This window comes from Streptococcus lutetiensis (assembly GCF_900475675.1).
Taxonomy (GTDB): domain Bacteria; phylum Bacillota; class Bacilli; order Lactobacillales; family Streptococcaceae; genus Streptococcus; species Streptococcus lutetiensis.
This window is the reverse complement of record NZ_LS483403.1, coordinates 890670-911362: the sequence shown is the minus strand read 5'-3', so window position 1 is coordinate 911362 and position 20693 is coordinate 890670. Positions and strand designations below refer to the sequence as shown.

20 protein-coding genes are annotated in these 20693 nt (G+C 36.4%); 18 read left to right on the top strand and 2 right to left on the bottom strand.

What is annotated here, in order from left to right:
• Positions 1-25 precede the first annotated feature (25 nt).
• The 15 genes from DQN23_RS04660 (at position 26) to DQN23_RS04590 (ending at position 16176) form a co-directional block, all read left to right on the top strand.
• Positions 26-850: a ZIP family metal transporter gene (locus DQN23_RS04660; protein WP_111712820.1), complete on the top strand. Its 825-nt coding sequence runs from the start codon at positions 26-28 to the stop codon at positions 848-850.
• Positions 851-955: 105 nt separating this feature from the next.
• Positions 956-1279 (top strand): putative quinol monooxygenase, encoded by a 324-nt coding sequence (locus tag DQN23_RS04655; RefSeq protein WP_020916831.1) that lies wholly within the window; start codon positions 956-958, stop codon positions 1277-1279.
• A 94-nt stretch (positions 1280-1373) separates the two neighbouring features.
• Positions 1374-1706: a thioredoxin domain-containing protein gene (locus DQN23_RS04650; protein ID WP_058813959.1), complete on the top strand. Its 333-nt coding sequence runs from the start codon at positions 1374-1376 to the stop codon at positions 1704-1706.
• Positions 1707-1719: 13 nt separating this feature from the next.
• Positions 1720-3075 carry a glutathione-disulfide reductase gene (gene gorA / locus DQN23_RS04645; RefSeq protein ID WP_111712819.1) on the top strand — a complete coding sequence of 452 codons (1356 nt, stop codon included), beginning with the start codon at positions 1720-1722 and terminating at the stop codon, positions 3073-3075.
• 356 nt (positions 3076-3431) lie between these two features.
• On the top strand, positions 3432-4742 hold the full coding sequence (locus tag DQN23_RS04640) for an RsmF rRNA methyltransferase first C-terminal domain-containing protein (RefSeq protein WP_058813957.1): 1311 nt from the start codon (positions 3432-3434) through the stop codon (positions 4740-4742).
• A 144-nt stretch (positions 4743-4886) separates the two neighbouring features.
• Positions 4887-5753: a phosphate ABC transporter substrate-binding protein PstS gene (locus DQN23_RS04635; protein ID WP_020916827.1), complete on the top strand. Its 867-nt coding sequence runs from the start codon at positions 4887-4889 to the stop codon at positions 5751-5753.
• A 9-nt stretch (positions 5754-5762) separates the two neighbouring features.
• Positions 5763-6680 (top strand): phosphate ABC transporter permease subunit PstC, encoded by a 918-nt coding sequence (pstC, locus tag DQN23_RS04630; RefSeq protein WP_111712818.1) that lies wholly within the window; start codon positions 5763-5765, stop codon positions 6678-6680.
• Complete coding sequence (pstA, locus tag DQN23_RS04625) at positions 6670-7557, top strand: phosphate ABC transporter permease PstA (RefSeq protein ID WP_020916825.1); 888 nt, start codon at positions 6670-6672, stop codon at positions 7555-7557. Before pstC ends, pstA begins: the two co-directional genes overlap by 11 nt.
• A 10-nt stretch (positions 7558-7567) precedes the next feature.
• Positions 7568-8371, top strand: coding sequence for a phosphate ABC transporter ATP-binding protein PstB (gene pstB, locus DQN23_RS04620; RefSeq protein WP_020916824.1), 804 nt, complete (start codon positions 7568-7570; stop codon positions 8369-8371).
• A gap of 11 nt (positions 8372-8382) precedes the next feature.
• Positions 8383-9141: a phosphate ABC transporter ATP-binding protein PstB gene (gene pstB, locus DQN23_RS04615; RefSeq protein WP_020916823.1), complete on the top strand. Its 759-nt coding sequence runs from the start codon at positions 8383-8385 to the stop codon at positions 9139-9141.
• A gap of 30 nt (positions 9142-9171) precedes the next feature.
• Entirely contained in the window at positions 9172-9825 is a 654-nt protein-coding gene (gene phoU / locus DQN23_RS04610; protein ID WP_020916822.1) for a phosphate signaling complex protein PhoU, read from the top strand.
• 230 nt (positions 9826-10055) lie between these two features.
• Positions 10056-12599 (top strand): M1 family metallopeptidase, encoded by a 2544-nt coding sequence (locus DQN23_RS04605; RefSeq protein ID WP_111712817.1) that lies wholly within the window; start codon positions 10056-10058, stop codon positions 12597-12599.
• A gap of 167 nt (positions 12600-12766) precedes the next feature.
• A complete protein-coding gene (locus DQN23_RS04600) occupies positions 12767-13441 on the top strand; it encodes a response regulator transcription factor (RefSeq protein WP_020916820.1) in 675 nt (224 codons plus the stop codon).
• A complete protein-coding gene (locus tag DQN23_RS04595) occupies positions 13431-14759 on the top strand; it encodes a sensor histidine kinase (protein WP_020916819.1) in 1329 nt (442 codons plus the stop codon). Before DQN23_RS04600 ends, DQN23_RS04595 begins: the two co-directional genes overlap by 11 nt.
• Before the next feature lie 68 nt (positions 14760-14827).
• A protein-coding gene (locus tag DQN23_RS04590; RefSeq protein ID WP_407697476.1) for an IS3 family transposase occupies positions 14828-16176 on the top strand; the annotation gives its coding sequence in 2 pieces (ribosomal slippage) (positions 14828-15278 and positions 15278-16176; 1350 coding nt in all).
• Between the two features lie 101 nt (positions 16177-16277).
• On the opposite strand, the gene rpsT is transcribed toward DQN23_RS04590, so the two are convergent.
• On the bottom strand, positions 16278-16529 hold the full coding sequence (gene rpsT / locus DQN23_RS04585) for a 30S ribosomal protein S20 (RefSeq protein WP_004231769.1): 252 nt from the start codon (positions 16527-16529) through the stop codon (positions 16278-16280).
• Positions 16530-16604: 75 nt separating this feature from the next.
• On the bottom strand, positions 16605-17525 hold the full coding sequence (coaA, locus tag DQN23_RS04580; protein WP_020916817.1) for a type I pantothenate kinase: 921 nt from the start codon (positions 17523-17525) through the stop codon (positions 16605-16607).
• Positions 17526-17656: 131 nt separating this feature from the next.
• Here coaA and DQN23_RS04575 point away from each other — a divergent pair, with 131 nt between their 5' ends.
• The 3 genes from DQN23_RS04575 to DQN23_RS04565 all read left to right on the top strand — a co-directional run bounded on the left by DQN23_RS04575 (position 17657) and on the right by DQN23_RS04565 (position 20672).
• Positions 17657-18250 (top strand): class I SAM-dependent methyltransferase, encoded by a 594-nt coding sequence (locus tag DQN23_RS04575; RefSeq protein ID WP_061407804.1) that lies wholly within the window; start codon positions 17657-17659, stop codon positions 18248-18250.
• Positions 18251-18752: 502 nt separating this feature from the next.
• The gene (gene deoC / locus DQN23_RS04570) at positions 18753-19418 is read left to right on the top strand and encodes a deoxyribose-phosphate aldolase (RefSeq protein ID WP_111712815.1); all 666 of its coding nucleotides are present in this window, start codon (positions 18753-18755) and stop codon (positions 19416-19418) included.
• Positions 19419-19607: 189 nt separating this feature from the next.
• Positions 19608-20672: a BMP family lipoprotein gene (locus tag DQN23_RS04565; RefSeq protein ID WP_058813953.1), complete on the top strand. Its 1065-nt coding sequence runs from the start codon at positions 19608-19610 to the stop codon at positions 20670-20672.
• Positions 20673-20693: the final 21 nt, after the last annotated feature.

The window sequence follows — 20693 nt, the reverse complement described above, 5'->3', positions numbered from 1 at the left end:
AATATTGATAAAAGGAGATTTGTTTATGATGAATTGGATAATGACACAAAATGTTGTCTTTTTAGCCTTTTTAGCAGGCCTTTTTACTTGGGGATGTACCATTCTTGGATCTGCCGTTGTTTTTTTCTTTACTAAAGTTAGCCGAAAATTGCTAGATATTATGATGGGATTTGCCGCAGGTGTCATGATTGCAGCTTCTTTTTGGTCCTTGCTTGACCCAGCCCTTGCTTATGCTAAAGCAGATTATGGTAATCTAGCCTGGGTACCGGCAGCAGTTGGATTTCTTTTGGGAGCATTTAGTCTTCGTTTAATTGACGCACTGGTTCCTCACTTGCATTTGGGAAAAGATGTTTCTGAAGCTGAAGGGATTCAACCAAAGAAAAAACTCTCAAAAACGGCTTTACTCTTTCTAGCCATAACGATTCATAATTTTCCAGAAGGTTTGGCAGTCGGAGTAACTTTTGGGGCTCTTGCTTCTGGTAATATGACTAGTGCTGCGCTTATTGGTGCTTTGGGACTCGCTATTGGGATTGGTTTACAAAATATTCCTGAAGGGGCTGCTTTGTCAATTCCGATTCGAGCTGATGGAAGTTCTCGTTTTCGTGCTTTCTTTCTTGGTGCAATGTCAGCCATTGTTGAACCAATTGGGGCTGTTTTAGGAGCAGCGCTTGTGATTATTATGCTACAAATCATACCTTATGCCCTTGCTTATGCAGCTGGTGCTATGATGTTTGTTGTAGTGGAAGAATTGATTCCAGAATCACAGACTAATGGTAATACAGATGTAGCAACTCTTGGTTTGATGGTTGGGTTTGTCATCATGATGGTTATGGATGTGGCCTTAGGCTAATGACATTTCAAAAGTTAGCTCAAAGAGCTTGCTTTTTTGTGTTGAATGATTGAAAACACTTACAGTTTTTATTAAAATAATCATAAAAAGGAAAAAGGTGATGATATGGCAATTACAGTAAACTTGTATTACAAAGGCGTTAATGGGAATGCTCGAAAATTCATGGAAGAGATGGAAAAATCTGGCACAGCCGATGCCATTCGTGCTGAAAAAGGCAATCTCAGATATAATTATTTCTTCCCCGCAAATGATCCTGAAACATTACTATTGATTGATAGTTGGGAAAATCAAGAAGCGATTGATGCTCACCACGCATCCCCTATGATGACAACATTAGCAGCCTTACGTGACAAATATGATTTGCATATGACAGTTGAGCGTTATCTTTCAGATAACAGTGATGTAGACAGTGAATTCATTCGCAAATAAAATGAGCTTCTTTTGGGGTTCTTTTTTAAGCTAATCATTTGTGATTCTTTTAGTCTTAGGATATGATTAGGTTAAGATATTTGGAGGTATCGTTATGACGAAATTTGCAGAACATTTCACAAATATTTCGGTAGAAGCTGCCAAAGAGCAATTACAAACAGCTGACGAGTTTATTCTTTTCATCGGTCGTCCGACATGTCCATTCTGCCGACGTTTTGAGCCAAAGCTTTCTCACGTTGCTAAAGAAAACCAATTAGTTGTTTACTATATTAATAGTGATCATACGACTCCTGAACTAGAGGAGCTTCGTAACACTTACAAAGTCGCGACAGTCCCTGGTTTGTTGGTCGCAAATGCCGGTCATGTAAGAGTGGTTTGTGATTCATCTTTGTCTGAAGAGGCAATTTTAGACTTTATTAAAAACTAGGCAAGGAGATTACATGGACGTTAAAGAATACGATTATATTGTTATCGGTGGTGGGTCAGGTGGAATTGCTTCTGCCAATCGAGCGGCTATGCATGGAGCAAAAGTACTTCTTTTTGAAGGTAAAGAAGTTGGTGGTACCTGCGTTAATTTAGGATGTGTTCCTAAAAAAGTGATGTGGTATGGTGCACAGGTTGCGGAAACGTTAGTGAATTACGCTGCTGAGTATGGCTTTCATCTTGAGCAGACAAGTTTTGATTTTAAAACTTTGAAAAATAATCGCGAAGCTTACATTGACCGTATTCATACCTCTTATGAAAGAGGATTTGATAGTAATGGTGTGGAGCGTATTTATGAATACGCTAGTTTTGTAGATGCTCATACAGTTGAAGCTGCTGGAAAATATTATACCGCTCCACATATTTTAGTGGCGACAGGTGGTCATGCACTGTATCCAGATATTCCTGGAGCGCAGTTTGGTATGGTTTCTGATGATTTTTTTGCTTTAGACGAGCTTCCAAAACGAACTGCTGTTGTCGGAGCTGGTTATATTGCGGTTGAATTAGCTGGTGTTTTACACGCCTTGGGCTCTGATACACAACTTTTTGTTCGAGAAAATCGTCCTTTGCGAAAATTTGATAAAGAAATTGTTGAAACCCTTGTTGACGTCATGGCAGCAAGTGGTCCTACCTTGCATACTTACGCCATTCCAAAAGAAGTTATTAAGAACGATGATGATTCTCTAACCTTGGTATTGAAAAATGGGGAAAATTATACTATTGATGCGGTTATTTGGGCAATTGGCAGACGAGCTAATATTTCTGGATTCGGTCTTGAAAAAACAGGTGTTGAACTTGACGACAAGGGATTTATAAGAACTGATGAGTTTGAAAATACAAGCGTTGAAGGCATTTATGCTTTAGGCGATGTTAACGGGAAACTCGAATTGACACCTGTTGCGGTTAAGGCAGGTCGTCAGCTATCAGAACGTCTCTTTAACCATAAGCCAAATACCAAAATGGATTATACGGATGTTGCAACAGTTATTTTTAGCCATCCTGCCATTGGTTCAATCGGCTATTCAGAAGAAAAAGCCATTGAAGAATTTGGTGCAGATAAGGTAAAAGTGTATCGTTCAAACTTTACACCGATGTATACAGCACTAGGAAAACATCGCCAGCCGAGCAAAATGAAATTGGTTACTTTGGGTGAGAAAGAAAAAATCATTGGTTTACATGGAATCGGATACGGTATCGATGAAATGATACAAGGCTTTTCAGTAGCAATTAAAATGGGAGCAACTAAGGAAGATTTTGATAATACGGTAGCCATTCATCCAACGGGGTCTGAGGAGTTCGTTACGATGAGATAAGCAAAGAGTAGATTTTTTCAGCTATAGAGATTCTCTTCTTTTTAGTTATCTGAATGCCTTTCATTAAAATTGCGAAAGGGTTCTCATTCGCCTTCAAAAGCTTTCCCAAAGCTTTTGAACTATTCATCCAACAGGGTCTGAGGAGTTCGTCACAGTGAGATAAAAAGTTGTTTTAGATTGTGATATTAGTTATGAAAATCACGAAAATCTTTGAAATCAAATCTTTTTTTCAGGATTTTTACAGTAAGATAAGCGGTTCAAAAACGAACTGCTTTTTTCTTTTTAACTACCTACAAAATCAGTCATATCATTATCTTAAAGTTGTAATTAACATGTGAAATTGTTATCATATAAGTATGAAATTACCTGATAAATTTATTGAAAAATACCGTAATCTTCTTGGACAAGAAGCAGATGATTTCTTTGCTACATTTGATCAAGAAGCTGTCTCTGGATTTCGTGTAAATCCTCTGAAAAATACTCAGCATGTTTTTGAGGATCCTATTCCAAATACCCCATGGGGTCATTATGGAAAAATATCTGGTAAGTCACCTGAACATGTTTCGGGCCTTGTCTATTCACAAGAACCTGCTGCTCAAATGGTTGCTCAAGTTGCAGCAACAAGTGAGCATATGCGAGTGCTTGATTTAGCAGCAGCTCCTGGTGGAAAATCCACTCATCTTCTTAGTTATATGAATAATACTGGTGTTTTAGTAAGCAATGAAATTTCTAACAAACGCAGTAAGATTTTGGTTGAGAATGTGGAACGTTTCGGAGCTAAAAATGTTGTGGTAACTAATGAAAGTTCAGACAGATTAGCCAAAGTTTTCAAAGAATACTTTGATTTGATTGTTTTTGATGGACCTTGTTCTGGAGAGGGCATGTTTCGTAAAGATCCCCAAGCTACTCAGTATTGGCACGAAGGTTATCCTGCAGAATGCGCCAGTCTTCAAAAAGAGATTTTAGAAGAAGCAATGAAAATGCTAGCGTTTGGAGGAACACTGGTTTACTCAACATGTACTTGGTCTCCAGAGGAAAATGAAGGCGTTGTTAATTGGCTATTGTCAGAGTACGATTATCTTGAACTTCTTCCTATTGAAAAAATCAATGGAATGGCTGAAGGGATTGACATGCCAGAAGTTGCTCGTATGTATCCACACCGTTTTAAAGGTGAAGGACAATTTGTTGCTAAGCTACATGATACGAGAGAACCAGCTCACCGCAAAGTCAAACCTGTAAAATCTAATCTAACAAAAGATCAGCTTAATTTATGGCAAGATTTCGCCAAAAAACATCTAAAAGTTGAACTTAAAGGTCTTTTACAAACTTTTGGTGATAACCTTTATTTGTTGCCAGAAGGACTGCCTGATTTAGGTAAACTAAAAATTGCTCGAAATGGACTTCATCTTGGAACATTTAAGAAAAATCGTTTTGAACCATCTTTTGCATTTGGATTAGCTCTTTCGCCAAATGACGTAGAACAGTTTGTAGAAATTGATATAGAACAGTTCAAGGTTTATGTTACAGGAAATGTCATAAACTTAGAAAAACCATTACAAAATGGTTGGTATTTAGTTTCTGTAAACGGTAACGGAATAGGTTTTGCAAAAGTTACTGGAAATATTCTGAAAAATTACTTCCCAAAAGGACTTCGTTTTAATCCTTAAACTGTTATAGGTACAATTTTTGAATGTGATGGCCTGAAAACCACTTTTCAAGTTTTCAGTGATATGTTACTATTTGCATGTGGGGTGTTTGTAACACTTCATGTCAATTACTTTTTATTTTCAAAAAAGAAGTAGGAATCGCAAATGAAAAAAATGAAAATTCTTAGCTTTTTATTGCTAGCTACCTCAGTAGCCTTTATATTATCTGGTTGCTCAAGCTGGATTGACAAGGGTCAGTCGATTACCAGTGTAGGATCGACAGCTCTACAACCACTTGTTGAAGCTGCCGCTGATGAGTTCGGATCGACGAATATTGGTAAGACAGTCAATGTCCAAGGTGGTGGATCTGGTACAGGTCTTTCACAAGTTCAGTCAGGGGCTGTTCAAATTGGTAATAGCGATGTTTTCGCAGAAGAAAAAGAAGGTATCAATGCTGATAAGTTGGTTGATCACCAAGTAGCAGTAGCAGGTCTTGCAGTTATTGTTAACAAAAAGGTATCTGTTAACAATCTAACAACTGAGCAATTGCACCAAATCTTTACAGGTAAAATTACTAACTGGAAAGAAGTTGGTGGGCCAGACTTAACTATTTCAATTATTAACCGTGCAGCAAGTTCGGGGTCACGTGCGACATTTGATGGCATCATCATGAAAGGTGATCCAGCTATTCAAAGTCAAGAACAAGACTCAAACGGTATGGTTAAGTCAATTGTTTCGCAAACTCCAGGAGCTATTTCTTATCTTGCTTTTGCTTACGTTGATAGTTCTGTTAAGACTATTCGTCTAAATGGATACAAACCAACAACCGAAAATGTAACTAAAAACAATTGGCCGCTTTGGTCATATGAACATATGTACACGAAAGGTAAACCAACAGGTTTGACTAAAGAATTTTTGGATTACGTCATGAGTGATGAAGTTCAAGAAGGGATCGTTGAACATATGGGCTACATTTCAGTTAATGAAATGAAAGTTACCAAATCAGCTGATGGTACTGTTACAGCAAAATAAGGAGATACTATGAGAAATCAAGATCTTGAGAAACAGTTAACGACGCCTTCAAAAAATTCTCGCCTTGAGAAGTTCGGAAAAGGCATCACATTCTTTTGTTTAGTACTGATTGTTTTCATCGTGGCAATGATTTTAATCTTCGTTGCCCAAAAAGGATTATCAACTTTCTTTGTCGATGGTGTTAATCCAATCACATTCCTCTTTGGAAGTAAGTGGGATCCAAGTTCAGGATCATTTGGAGCTCTTCCGATGATTTTAGGATCATTTATTGTAACTATTTTATCTGCCTTAGTAGCAACTCCGATTGCTATTGGTGCAGCAGTCTTTATGACAGAAATTTCTCCAAAATATGGAGCCAAAATTCTTCAACCAGCTATTGAATTATTAACAGGTATTCCATCTGTTGTTTATGGATTCATTGGTTTGCAAGTTATCGTACCCTTTACACGTTCTATCTTTGGTGGAACTGGGTTCGGTATCTTATCTGGTGTCTGCGTTTTGTTTGTTATGATTTTACCAACGGTAACTTTCATGACAATTGATAGTTTAAAAGCAGTGCCAAGACATTATAAAGAAGCTAGTTTAGCGATGGGAGCTACTCGTTGGCAAACAATCTGGCGAGTTATTTTAAATGCTGCTAGACCTGGTATCTTTACCGCAGTTATTTTCGGTATGGCACGTGCCTTTGGTGAAGCCTTGGCTATCCAAATGGTCGTTGGTAACTCAGCTGTTGTACCAATATCTCTAACAACTCCAGCAGCAACCCTAACATCCGTTCTTACAATGGGAATCGGTAATACCGTTATGGGAACCGTTCAAAATAATGTTCTTTGGTCACTAGCGTTGGTTCTACTCATTATGAGTTTAGGATTCAATATGCTTGTTAAATTTATTACAAGAGAAAGAAAGAGAAACTATGCACGCTAAGAAATTTGATAAGTTAGCAACAGGAATTCTCTATACAATTGCTGGAATTATTGTTGCGATTTTGGCATCATTACTACTATATATCTTGGTAAATGGATTACCTCATGTTAACTGGTCATTCTTGACTGGTAAATCATCATCGTATGAAGCAGGTGGTGGTATTGGGATTCAATTGTATAATTCCCTCTTTCTTTTGGTAATCACATTGGTTATTTCTATTCCTTTATCAATGGGAGCAGGAATTTACTTATCTGAATACGCGAAAAAAGGACGCTTTACAAACTTCATCAGAACATGTATTGAAATCCTTTCATCTTTACCATCTGTTGTTGTCGGTTTGTTTGGTTATCTGATTTTCGTTGTTCAATTTCAATATGGATTTTCAATTATCTCAGGTGCCCTTGCACTTACTGTCTTCAACCTTCCTCAAATGACACGTAATGTTGAAGACGGTCTTCGTAATGTTCACCACACACAACGTGAAGCAGGACTTGCACTCGGTTTGTCACGTTGGGAAACAGTAGTTCATGTGGTAATTCCAGAAGCTCTTCCAAGTATTGTGACTGGTATTGTTCTTGCCTCAGGTCGTATCTTTGGTGAAGCAGCAGCGCTTATTTACACGGCTGGTCAATCAGCACCAGCTCTTGATTGGTCAAACTGGAATCCGCTAAGCGTTACAAGTCCGATTTCAATTTTCCGTCAAGCCGAAACTTTGGCTGTTCACATTTGGAAGGTTAATAGTGAAGGAACGATTCCTGATGCGACTCAAGTGTCGCAAGGAAGTGCTGCAGTTCTTTTGATTTTCATCTTAATTTTCAACCTCTCAGCACGTTATATCGGTAAAAAGCTTCACGCCAAATTAACGTCAGCAAAATAAAGGAGAAGAGATGACAAAGTATAACTGGAATGAAAGACATATTATTACTTTTCCTGAAGAAAAATTAGCCCTAGCTACAAAAGACCTTCATGTTTACTATGGTCAAAAAGAAGCTATCAAGGGAATTGATATGCAGTTTGAAAAAAATAAAATCACTGCTCTTATCGGACCTTCAGGATGTGGTAAATCAACTTTTCTTCGTAGTCTAAATCGTATGAACGATACTATTGACATTGCAAAAGTCACTGGACAAATTTTGTACGAAGGTATTGATGTTAATGCCAAAAACATTAATGTTTACGAAATGCGTAAGCACATCGGAATGGTTTTCCAACGGCCAAATCCATTTGCTAAATCAATTTATAAAAATATTACATTTGCTTATGAGCGTGCAGGTGTCAAAGATAAACAATTTTTAGATGAAATTGTTGAAACTTCTCTAAAACAAGCTGCTCTCTGGGATCAAGTAAAAGATGATTTGCACAAATCAGCCTTTACACTTTCAGGTGGTCAACAACAACGTTTGTGTATTGCTCGTGCCATTGCTGTAAAACCAAATATTCTTTTGATGGACGAACCTGCATCAGCCCTCGACCCAGTTGCAACAATGCAATTAGAAGATACGATGTTTGAGTTGAAAAAAAATTACACAATCATTATTGTTACTCATAACATGCAACAAGCTGCACGTGCTAGTGATTATACAGCCTTCTTCTATTTGGGGGATTTGATCGAATACGATAAAACTAATAATATTTTCCAAAATGCCAAATTGCAATCAACTAGCGATTATGTGTCAGGACACTTTGGTTAGAAAGGCAAGACATGACAGAACCTATTTTAAAAGTAAGAGACTTATCTGTTTACTATAATAAGAAAAAAGCGCTCAATAATGTCTCTATGGATTTCTATCCTAATGAAATCACAGCACTTATTGGTCCATCTGGTTCAGGTAAATCAACTCTTCTTCGTTCAATTAACCGAATGGGAGATTTGAATCCAGAGGTGACATTAACAGGCTCAATCGTTTATAATGGACATAACATTTATAGTCCACGAACAGATACCGTTGAACTTCGTAAAGAAATTGGAATGGTTTTCCAACAACCAAATCCATTTCCAATGTCAATCTATGAAAATATTGTTTATGGCCTACGTCTAAAAGGAATTAAAGATAAGCAAGTTTTAGATGAAGCGGTTGAAAGTTCTTTGATTGGAGCTTCAATCTGGGATGAAGTAAAAGACCGTTTGCACGATTCAGCCCTTGGCTTGTCTGGTGGTCAGCAGCAACGTGTTTGTGTCGCGCGTGTTTTAGCGACAAGTCCAAAAATCATTTTACTTGACGAACCGACATCAGCGCTTGATCCAATCTCAGCTGGTAAGGTTGAAGATACTCTTTATGGTTTGAAAGATAAATACACTATGCTTCTTGTAACACGTTCAATGCAACAAGCTTCACGTATTTCAGACCGTACAGGTTTCTTCCTAGATGGTAAACTTATTGAATACGGAAAAACTCATGAAATGTTCATGAATCCTAAATGCAAAGAAACCGAAGATTATATCACTGGTAAATTTGGTTAGTTTTGGGAACACTCAAAAGGAGATGATACTATGTTAAGATCAAAATTTGATGATGAATTAGAAAAATTGCATAACCAATTCTATGCTATGGGTACTGAAGTGTTGTCACAAATTAACAAAACAGTTCAAGCATTCATCAGCCATGACCGTGAATTGGCAAAAGAAGTTATCGAGGGTGATGAAATTGTCAATAACTTTGAAACTAAGCTTGAAAAGAAATCTCTCGAGATTATCGCTCTTCAACAACCTGTATCACAAGATTTGCGTACAGTTATCACTGTTTTGAAAGCTTCAAGTGATGTTGAACGTATGGGTGACCATGCAGCATCTATCGCAAAAGCAACTATTCGCGTTAAAGGTGAAGAACGTTTGCCAGAAGTAGAAGTAGAAATCAAAAAAATGGGTAAAGCTGTTCGTAACATGGTCGAAGAAGCACTTGACGTTTATGTGATTGGTGATGAAGAACGTGCTTATGAAGTCGCTGCTTCTGATGAAGTGATCGATAATTACTTTAAAGAAATTCAAAATATGGCTGTTGAATCAATCCGCCAACAACCAGATACAGTATTTGCTGGTAAAGAATATCTTCAAGTTATCACTTACTTAGAACGTATTGGTGACTATGCTCGTAACCTTTGTGAATGGGTTATTTACCTTAAAACAGGAAAAATAATTGAATTATAAACAAAAGAAAGGCTGCCTGCTAGTGGTAACCTTCTTTTGTTTACAAGATTTTTAAAACTGACATATATCATATTTTGTGATATAATGATGAGGTTTGAAAGTATTGTGTGTCAATTCTGACATTTGCAAAAAATGATAACAATACTTGGTACCAAACTTAAATTTTAAAAGATTAAGTGATATGGGGCAAACAATATGTTGGTCCTCATTCTACGTTTTAAAGGAGTTATATGAAAACTGTAGAACATTTTATTGAAAAGTTTGTTCCTGAAAATTATAATATTTTCCTTGATATCAACCGTCAAGCTAAAACTTTTTCAGGTAACGTTGCCATTAGTGGTGAAGCTTTAGATAATGTTATTTCATTCCACCAAAAAGATTTAACGGTTGCTTCTGTTTTGTTAGATAATCAAAACCTTGAGTTTACGATTGACAACGACAATGAAGCTGTTCATGTTGAGTTACCAGAAACAGGAATAATGACACTTGTTGTTGAGTTTTCAGGTAATATTACTGATAACATGACTGGAATTTACCCATCATATTACACTGTTGATGGTGTTAAAAAAGAAGTAATCTCAACTCAATTTGAAAGTCACTTTGCGCGTGAAGCATTCCCATGTATCGATGAGCCAGAAGCAAAAGCAACATTTGACTTGAGTATCAAATTTGACCAAACAGAAGGTGAAATTGTTCTTTCAAATATGCCTGAAGTTGATGCTGAACGTCGTAAAGAAACTGGTCTATGGACATTTGATACAACACCTCGTATGTCATCATACTTGCTTGCGTTTGCTCTTGGTGATTTGCAAGGAAAAACAGCTAAAACTAAGAACGGAACAGAAGTAGGAGTCTTCTCTACAAAAGCGCATGCTCTTAAAGCATTAGATTTCTCACTTGATATTGCTGTTCGTGTTATTGACTTTTACGAAGAATACTTCGGTGTTAAATACCCAATTCCATTGTCATATCACGTTGCGCTTCCTGATTTCTCGGCTGGAGCTATGGAAAACTGGGGATTGGTAACTTATCGTGAAGTTTATCTTCTTGTTGATGAGAACTCAACTGTTAAGAGCCGCCAAAGCGTTGCGCTTGTTGTTGCTCACGAATTAGCTCACCAATGGTTTGGTAACCTTGTTACAATGAAATGGTGGGATGATTTATGGTTGAATGAATCATTTGCCAACATGATGGAATATGTTTCTGTTGATGCTATTGAACCATCATGGAATATCTTTGAAGATTTCCAAACAGGTGGCCTTCCATTAGCACTTAAACGTGATGCTACTGATGGTGTTCAATCAGTTCACGTTGAAGTTAAGCACCCTGATGAAATCAATACTTTGTTTGATCCAGCTATCGTTTACGCCAAAGGTAGCCGCTTGATGCACATGCTTCGTCGCTGGTTAGGAGATGACGATTTCCGTGCAGGTCTTAAAATTTACTTTGAAAAACATCAATATAGCAATACAATCGGTCGTGACCTTTGGGATGCTTTATCAGAAGCATCAGGAAAAGATGTTGCAGCATTCATGGATGCATGGTTAGAACAACCAGGATATCCAGTGGTTACTGCTGAAGTGGTTGATGATACACTCGTTCTTAGCCAAAAACAATTCTTCATCGGTGAAAATGTTGATGAAAACCGTATTTGGCCAATTCCACTTAACAGCAATTGGAAAGGTCTTCCAGATACTTTAACGCAAGCTCGCCTTGAAATTCCAAATTACAGCAAACTTGCTGCTGAAAACGAAGGGGCTTTCCGCCTAAATACAGAAAATACTGCTCACTACATTACAAACTACAAAGGTGAGTTGTTAAATACAGTTCTTGAACAATTGACTGAACTCGATACTGTTTCAAAACTTCAAGTTATCCAAGAACGTCGTTTGCTTGCTGAAAGTGGTGAAATTTCTTACGCTGAGTTAGTTCCACTTTTGACGAAACTTTCTGATGAAACATCATACTTGGTAGCAGAAGCTATTTCTCAAGTTGTTGAAGGTTTGGATATCTTCTTAGAGGAAGGAAGTCAAGCACAAGCACAATTTAAAGCTTTGATTAGCCGTTTGATGCAAAAAAACTACGAACGCTTAGGATTTGAACCAAAAGCTGGTGAATCAGACGAAGATGAAATGGTTCGTCAAAACACTATTTCATTAATGTTGTATGCTGATAATGAAGATGCTGTCACAAAAGCGGAGGCTATTTTCCACCAACACAAAGACAACATCGAAGCGATTCCAGCCTCAATTCGTATGTCAGTTCTTGCCAACCAAATCAAACACGCTGAAACTGAAGAATTAGTATCTCTATATCTTGATACTTATGTGAAAACTAATGATGGTAACTTCAAACGTCAATTAGCTTCAGCATTGTCAAATACAAAAGAAAATGCAACGGTTGAACGTGTCTTGGCAGAATTGAAAAATAAAGACGTTGTTAAACCTCAGGACTTGGCGATGAGCTGGTACCGTCCATTCCTTGACAAACCATTTTCTCAAGGGGCATTTTGGACTTGGGCTCGTGAAAACTGGGATTGGATCAAAGCCGCCCTTGGTGGTGACATGAGTTTTGACAAATTCGTTATTTACCCAGCCAACTCATTCAAGACAACTGAACGTCTTGAAGAATACAAAGCTTTCTTTGAACCACAATTAAATGACATGGCTATCAGCCGTAACATCACAATGGGTATCAAAGAAATCTCTGCACGTCTTGATTTGATTAGCACAAGTAAAGTTGCTGTCGAAGAAGCTCTTGCAGCAGTGAAATAAGCAGTGCTTATAAAGGGTGTTTGAGTGAAAACTCAGACGCTTTTTTATGTTTTTAGGAAATCTTAAGTTGGTTTCGATATCCTTTTGGTAAACTAAATTAATTGCATTAAATACTTAGACCTAAGGGTCAAGTCATGATATAATAAGGTAAATAAGGGAGCAGATATATGATTAAGATTTTATTAGTAGAAGATGATTTGAGTTTATCGAATTCAATCTTTGATTTTTTAGACGATTTTGCGGATGTTATGCAAGTCTTTGATGGTGAAGAAGGACTTTATGAGGCAGAAAGTGGTGTTTATGACCTTATTTTGCTTGATCTGATGTTGCCAGAAAAAGGTGGTTTCCAAGTTCTGAAAGAATTACGTGAACAAGGTATTACGACACCTGTCTTAATTATGACTGCAAAAGAAAGCCTTGATGATAAAGGACATGGCTTTGAACTTGGTGCAGATGACTATTTGACAAAACCATTTTATCTCGAAGAATTAAAGATGCGCATTCAAGCGCTTTTGAAACGCTCTGGAAAATTCAACGATAATACTCTTTCTTACCACGAATTAACAGCCGATACATCAACTAACACAACAACTGTTAACGGTGAAAAGGTTGAGTTACTAGGTAAAGAATTTGATTTACTGGTTTATTTCTTGCAAAACCAAAATGTTATTTTGCCAAAATCACAAATTTTTGACCGTATTTGGGGATTTGATAGCGATACTACAATTTCAGTTGTTGAAGTTTATGTTTCTAAGATTCGCAAAAAATTAAAAGGAACAAGTTTTGCTAAAAATCTACAAACACTTCGTAGTGTAGGATATATTCTAAAAGATGCTGAATAACATACACAAAAAATTATCAACAGGAACGTTTTCTAATTTTTTCCATTTCTTCATTGTATTTACAGGAATTTTCATCATTATGACCACGATTATCTTGCAGATTATGCGTTATGGTCTATATTCTTCTGTAGATACTACTTTAAAAAATGCAGCTGACAATGCAAGTGATTACGTCACACGAACAATGGAGCGTAGTGATTCCATACAATCTAATAATAGTTTTAGTAATTCTGGAAAAAGTAAACCCAGCTCAAATGTGGCAAGTTTAAGTAATGTCAGTGTGCTACTGTACGATACAAATGGGAAAATCGTAAATGCAATTGATGCGTTTGTCCAGTTCGGGACATTAGCATCTAGTGTTGATGAAGACACTATTGGTGAGATTAAAGATGAGAAAATGACAACTATCTTTGGTCAAACCGAAAAATACCATGTTTTAACGGTTAGAGTGTATAGTAGTGACTATCCAACGATTGAATACGCGACTTTCTTAATCAGTGTTAGTCAGCTTGATGAGGCAAACGAACGTTATGTAACCATAACAGTTTCAGTCATGATTATTTTCTGGATGATTTCAATTTTAGCAAGTATTTACTTGGCAAATTGGATGCGTAAACCAATTTTAGAAAGTTATGAAAAACAAAAGCGTTTTGTTGAAAATGCTAGTCACGAATTAAGAACGCCTTTAGCGGTGCTTCAAAACCGACTTGAAAGTCTTTTTAGACGACCGAATGCAACAATTCTTGATAACAGTGAAAGTATTGCAGCGAGTCTTGACGAAGTTCGTAATATGCGTATTTTAACAACCAATCTTTTGAATCTTGCTAGGCGAGATGATGGATTGAAGGTTGAATTAGAAGAAATCCAACCTTCAATATTTAATGAAATTTTTGAGAATTACAACATGATTGCCGAAGAAAACGGTAAAACTTTTGTTTCTCATAATTTTGCGGATCGTCCGATAAAAACTGATCGCACCTTGCTTAAACAATTGATGACAATCTTGTTTGATAATGCGATTAAGTACACTGATGATGACGGTTTTATTGAATTTACGGTTAAAACAACAGAACGCCAGACTATTCTAACCGTTGCTGATAATGGACCGGGTATTAGTGACGCCGATAAAGCGAAAATTTTTGATCGCTTTTATCGCGTTGATAAGGCAAGGACACGTCAAAAAGGTGGCTTTGGGCTTGGGCTATCTTTAGCTAAACAAATTGTTGATGCCTTAAAAGGTGATATTCAAGTTAAGGATAATCATCCAAAAGGAACCATATTTGAAGTTCGTTTTAACCGATATAATTTTGGTAAATAAAAAAGGCTTAACTGACCTGCACCCCAAAAGTTAGACAGAAAAAAATCTAACGATTGGGGTGTTTTTGTATGAAATTAAGTTATGAAGATAAACTAGAAATATATCAGTTAAGACAAGCTGGTTTTTCTTGGCCTTATATTAGTCGAAAGTACGGTGTATGTCTATCCAATCTTAAGTACATGGTACGGCTTATGAATAAACATGGTATTGAGGTTGTTAAAAAAGGGAAAAATAAGTATTATCCCTCTAAATTAAAGCAGGAAATTATTAATAAAGTTCTTATTGAAGGTCAATCTCAGCTCACCGTATCACTGGATTATGCTCTTCCCCAACAATCCCTACTCACCAATTGGATAGCACAATACAAGAAAAACGGGTATACTATTGTTGAGAAACAACGAGGGAGACCGAGTAAGATGGGACGTAAACCAAAGAAAACTTGTAAAGAAATGACTGAGCTAGAGCATATTCTGGAAGAGAATGAGCGTCTGCGTACCAAGGTAGCTTATCTAAAAAAGTTGAGGGAATTGCGCTTGAGGGACGAAGCCTTACAGCGCAAAAGGTGGAAACAGTTAGAGAACTGGTCTCAGGAGGATTTCGATTAGACCTCTTACTAAAAACCGCTAAGCTAGCTCGTTCTACTTATTATCAGTTGAAACGGTTTAATAGAGCTAAGAAAGATAAGAAGGTCAAAGAGATGATTCAAACCATTTACGATGACCATAAAGGCAATTATGGATACCGTCGTATTCATTTAGAACTAAGAAACCGAGGATTTGTTATCAATCATAAGAAGGTTCAACGGTTAATGAAACTCATGGGACTCGCTGCTCGTACTCGTTGTAAGCGTAAATACTCGTCTTACAAGGGAGAGATTGGGAAGAAAGCTGATAATCTAATTCAACGTCAGTTTGAAGGGGCTAAGCCTTATGAGAAGTGTTATACAGATGTCACTGAATTCGCTTTACCAAATATTAGAGAGAAACTCTATTTATCCCCTGTTCTTGATGGATACAATAGTGAGATTATTGAATTCACCTTGCCACGCTCACCTGATTTAAAACAGGTTCAAACCATGCTTAAAAGAGCATTTCCGGCTACCTCTTACCAAGGAACTATTCTTCACAGCGACCAAGGGTGGCAATATCAACACCAGTCTTATCATGATTTCTTGGCATCCAAAGGGATTCGTCCATCTATGTCACGCAAGGGAAATAGTCCAGATAATGGCATGATGGAGTCCTTCTTTGGCCTCTTAAAGTCTGAGATGTTTTACGGTTATGAAAAGACTTTTAAGTCGCTTGATAAGCTAGAACAAGCCATTACGGATTATATTTTTTATTACAACAATAAACGTATCAAGACAAAATTAAAAGGACTCAGTCCTGTGCAATACAGAACTAAATCTTTTCAATAATTTATTGTCCAACTTTTTGGGGTCAGTACAAAAGAGCCTTTTTAGTTTGTAAGAGTGTTCATTAGAAAAAGAAAAACTCCATTTGGAGTTTTCATTGGATATTATTTAGCCAATTTAGCAGCAAGACGTGCTTTATCGCGGCTAGCTTTGTTTTTGTGAATCAAACCTTTTGATTCAGCTTTATCGATGCTTGCAGAAGCGGCACGGAAAAGCTCTTCAGATGGGTTAGCTTCAAATGCTTTGATAGCAGAACGCATAGCTGATTTTTGTGCTGAATTTTTTTCGTTTTGTTTAACGTTAAGTTCAGCGCGTTTGATAGCTGATTTAATATTTGCCAATGTTTTCACCTCCAAATTAATCTAACTACATTATTATATAGAATTTATTGCGTTTTGGCAAGTCTTAATCACTGTTTCAGGAAAATTTACTTATATTTTCAAGTAAATGTGATCAATTTTGTGATTATCAGTCTTGTGTAAAATTAATTCTGCCCTATTTCGAGTGGGCTCGATATATTTTTCTAGATTTACGAGATTGACAGTTTTCCAGACCATTTTGGCAAACTCTAACGCGTCTTTGTGTGGCATTTTAACAAATCTATTATAGTAGTTTGTCTTGTCTGTCTTAGCAAGTTCTAGTAAGCTGTCAAAACGTTCTAGGTACCATTTTTCAATTAAATCATTTTCAGCATCAATATAGATAGAAAAATCAAAGTAGCCAGTCATATAGATACGTTTATTTTTTTGATTCTGAAAAACATTGATTCCTTCGACGATTAAGAAATCAGGTGCTTCAATAACTTGTTCTTGATCAGGAATTATGTCGTAAACTTCATGTGAGTAAACAGGAATACGAGCCGTCATTCCATTTTTGACAGCGTCAAGAAAGTTTAAAAGAAGTTCCATGTTATAACTTTCAGGAAATCCTTTACGGTCTAAGATATTTTGCTCAATTAAGACCTTATTGGGATAAATAAATCCATCGGTCGTTACCATTTCAACTTTACTATCTTTAAATGTTCGAGATAGTAGAAGTTGTAGAAGACGGCTGGTCGTTGATTTCCCAACAGCTACTGAACCAGAGATTCCGATAATAAAAGGTCGTTTACTTGCATCTTTTTTTAAAAAGATACTTTTTGAAAACGAAAGGTTTTCTTGAGCGTTTTTGTAAATTTGAATCAAACTGATTAAAGGAAGATAAACTTCAATAACATCTTGGATACTGATGTTATCATTTAAACTTTTAATCGATTCAAGTTCCTCAGCTGTGAGAAGCGGCTGAGTTTTTCGATGCAATTCCTGCCAAGTCTCGCGAGAAATAAGATCAAAATTAATAAATTCGTTAGTCATACGAAACTCCTTAAAGAGGTTATGTACCTTATTATAGCATTTTAAGCTTTAGTTGAAAACAGTTACAATGCTTGATATGATAGAAGAGTATGATAAAATAGAAGTGCATTATAAGAGAAAGTGATAGAAGAATGACTAAAATGTATTATGCAGAAAACCCTGATAGTGCTCATGACATTCATGAATTAAAAGTTACCTTACTTAGGCAATCGTTTACTTTTTTAACTGATTCAGGCGTTTTTTCTAAAAAAATGGTAGATTATGGGAGTCAAGTCCTTTTAAATACCCTAGATTTCGAAAAAGGAAAGACACTGTTAGATCTTGGTTGTGGATATGGTCCTTTAGGAATTTCACTAGCAAAAGTTCAAGATGTTAAACCAACTATGGTTGATATCAATAATCGTGCAATTGATTTAGCGAAACAAAATGCACAAAAAAATGGTGTCGAAGCTGATATTTTCCAATCAAATATCTACGAGAAAGTCAATGGAACATTTGATTATATCATCAGTAATCCGCCAATTCGTGCAGGAAAACAAGTTGTCCATACAATTATTTCTGAAAGTATTAACTATTTAAAAGTTGGTGGCAATTTGACAATTGTTATTCAGAAAAAACAAGGTGCACCAAGTGCAAAAGCCAAAATGGAAGAAGTTTTTGGAAATGTTGAGATTTTAAAGCGCGATAAAGGCTATTATATTTTACGTAGTGAAAAAATAAAATAAGTGAATAAAAAATCTTTATTGGATTAGTTATTATTTCTAGTTCGATAAGGATTTTTTTGTTGAATTCCTTTAATGACAAGCTTTGTGACAAATGTCATAGAATAATTATGACATCTTAGTCACTTTTCAAAGTATAATTATTCATATAAAAATCATAAAACAAACTAATGTAAAGCGGTTGCAAAACCGAAACTCACTAATTTTACGGTCGCAAAATCTTGTTGTTTATAGTAAAATAATAGGAAAAGGTTCAGAAATAACGAATATGACACATGACACATATGTCATATTAAGTGCGAAAAGGTTGCTATAATAAGGTTTTTTATATAGAAGTTAAACAAAATAAGCGTTTTAATGAATTTTCGGTTTTTGCCATTTTTACTCTTTATTAAAAAAATAGCAAAAAAGACTTACATTCTATCAAAAAAATGGTAGAATAGATAGAGTGTAATTATTAATGAAATGAAAATAACATTTTCAGGAAGGAAAGGAAATTATATTAATGTCAATTAACAAATACATTGATCACACTTTATTGAAACCTGAAAGCACTCAAGATCAAATTGATAATCTTATTGCTGAAGCTAAAGAATACAACTTTGCTAGTGTCTGTGTTAACCCAACTTGGGTTTCTCATGCTGCAGAAGCCTTAAAAGATTCTGATGTAAAAGTTTGTACTGTTATCGGATTTCCTCTAGGAGCTAACACAAGTCGTGTGAAAGCATTTGAAACAAAAGATGCTATCGAAAATGGTGCTGATGAGATTGATATGGTAATTAATATCGGTCGCTTGAAAGCAAAAGAGTATGATTTTGTTGAAAATGATATTCGTGCTGTTGTTGAAACAAGCGGTGATAAATTAGTAAAAGTTATCATTGAAACATGTCTTTTAACTGATGAAGAAAAAGAAAAAGCATGTCAACTGTCTGTAGCGGCAGGAGCTGATTACGTTAAAACATCTACTGGTTTTTCAACTGCAGGAGCAAATGTTCATGATGTTGCTCTTATGCGTAAAACAGTTGGACCTAACGTTGGGGTAAAAGCTGCCGGTGGAGCTCGTTCATACGCTGATGCTGAAGCGTTTGTTAAAGCTGGTGCAACACGTATTGGAGCATCATCTGGTGTTGCAATCGTGAACGGTGAAACAGCTGCAGAAGGTAGCTATTAATCAGTGTTTACTTTAAAAAGATAATTTATTTTCTATATGGACGGTCGCGATGACGGTCAGGTGGTAACGATGCCACAGTTTCGTAGACTTAGCCTAAGTCTATTTTCAGAGTGTTCATTAAGCCAATTGGCTTGATAGATTTTAGCAACAAACGTTGCTTATAAGTTTTTTTAGGAGGGTTCATTTTTCATGAACAAGAAAATTGTTGGTCTTGGACTTGCTGCAGTAGCAACATTAGCGCTTGGCGCATGTAGTCGTTCAAATTCATCTAGCTCAAGCTCAGATTCTAGCGTAAAAGCTGCAATCATTACTGATACAGGTGGTGTTGATGATAAATCATTCAATCAATCTGCTTGGGAAGGTATGCAAGCTTGGGGTAAAGAAAACAAATTGAAAAAAGATACTGACTACACTTACTTCCAATCTGATAGTGAGTCAGACTATGCAACAAACCTAGACTCAGCTGTTTCAAATGGTTACAACCTTGTTTTTGCGATTGGTTACAACCTTCACGACGCTGTTGATGAAGCTGCACCTCAAAATGAAGATACAAACTATGTTATTATCGATGATGTTGTTGCAGACCACAAAAATGTTGAAAGTGTATTGTTTGCAGATAATGAAGGTGCTTACCTTGCAGGTATCGCAGCTGCAATGCAATCTAAAACAAAACACGTTGGTTTTGTAGGTGGTGTTGAATCTGATACAATTACTCGTTTTGAAACTGGATTCAAAGAAGGTGTTGCTTCAGTAGATAGCTCAATCAAAGTTGACGTTCAATATGTCGGTTCATACTCAGATTCAGCTAAAGGTAAAACAATTGCTGCAACAATGTATGCTGGTGGTGCTGACGTTATTTACCAAGCTGCAGGTGGTTCTGGTACTGGTGTCTTCTCACAAGCCAAAGAAATCAACGAAAAATTACCGGCTGATAGCGACAAAAAAGTTTGGGTTATTGGTGTAGACCGTGACCAAACTGAAGAAGGTAACTACACTTCATCGGATAAAGTGAAATCAAACTTTGTTTTGACTTCAACAATCAAAGAAGTAGGTCAAGTTGTTAATGATATTGCTAACCGTCAACTCAAAGGTGATAAATTTGAGGGTAACACAACTAAAACATACGGTCTTAAAGACGGTGGTGTTGATCTTGTTACTAAAAACCTTCCAGATAACATCAAATCTGCTGTAGAAACTGCAAAAGAAAAAGTTATCAAAGGCGAAGTAAAAGTAGATGATGGCGTAAACAAATAATCGCTCTTTTGAAAAAAGCGA

Excerpts from the sequence above, each read along its gene's own strand:
- DQN23_RS04660 (WP_111712820.1), top strand. The coding sequence starts at position 26 with ATGATGAATTGGATAATGACACAAAATGTTGTCTTTTTAGCCTTTTTA.
- DQN23_RS04655 (WP_020916831.1), top strand. The coding sequence starts at position 956 with ATGGCAATTACAGTAAACTTGTATTACAAAGGCGTTAATGGGAATGCT.
- DQN23_RS04650 (WP_058813959.1), top strand. The coding sequence starts at position 1,374 with ATGACGAAATTTGCAGAACATTTCACAAATATTTCGGTAGAAGCTGCC.
- gorA (WP_111712819.1), top strand. The coding sequence starts at position 1,720 with ATGGACGTTAAAGAATACGATTATATTGTTATCGGTGGTGGGTCAGGT.
- DQN23_RS04640 (WP_058813957.1), top strand. The coding sequence starts at position 3,432 with ATGAAATTACCTGATAAATTTATTGAAAAATACCGTAATCTTCTTGGA.
- DQN23_RS04635 (WP_020916827.1), top strand. The coding sequence starts at position 4,887 with ATGAAAAAAATGAAAATTCTTAGCTTTTTATTGCTAGCTACCTCAGTA.
- pstC (WP_111712818.1), top strand. The coding sequence starts at position 5,763 with ATGAGAAATCAAGATCTTGAGAAACAGTTAACGACGCCTTCAAAAAAT.
- pstA (WP_020916825.1), top strand. The coding sequence starts at position 6,670 with ATGCACGCTAAGAAATTTGATAAGTTAGCAACAGGAATTCTCTATACA.
- pstB (WP_020916824.1), top strand. The coding sequence starts at position 7,568 with ATGACAAAGTATAACTGGAATGAAAGACATATTATTACTTTTCCTGAA.
- pstB (WP_020916823.1), top strand. The coding sequence starts at position 8,383 with ATGACAGAACCTATTTTAAAAGTAAGAGACTTATCTGTTTACTATAAT.
- phoU (WP_020916822.1), top strand. The coding sequence starts at position 9,172 with ATGTTAAGATCAAAATTTGATGATGAATTAGAAAAATTGCATAACCAA.
- DQN23_RS04605 (WP_111712817.1), top strand. The coding sequence starts at position 10,056 with ATGAAAACTGTAGAACATTTTATTGAAAAGTTTGTTCCTGAAAATTAT.
- DQN23_RS04600 (WP_020916820.1), top strand. The coding sequence starts at position 12,767 with ATGATTAAGATTTTATTAGTAGAAGATGATTTGAGTTTATCGAATTCA.
- DQN23_RS04595 (WP_020916819.1), top strand. The coding sequence starts at position 13,431 with ATGCTGAATAACATACACAAAAAATTATCAACAGGAACGTTTTCTAAT.
- coaA (WP_020916817.1), bottom strand. The coding sequence starts at position 17,525 with ATGACTAACGAATTTATTAATTTTGATCTTATTTCTCGCGAGACTTGG.
- DQN23_RS04575 (WP_061407804.1), top strand. The coding sequence starts at position 17,657 with ATGACTAAAATGTATTATGCAGAAAACCCTGATAGTGCTCATGACATT.
- deoC (WP_111712815.1), top strand. The coding sequence starts at position 18,753 with ATGTCAATTAACAAATACATTGATCACACTTTATTGAAACCTGAAAGC.
- DQN23_RS04565 (WP_058813953.1), top strand. The coding sequence starts at position 19,608 with ATGAACAAGAAAATTGTTGGTCTTGGACTTGCTGCAGTAGCAACATTA.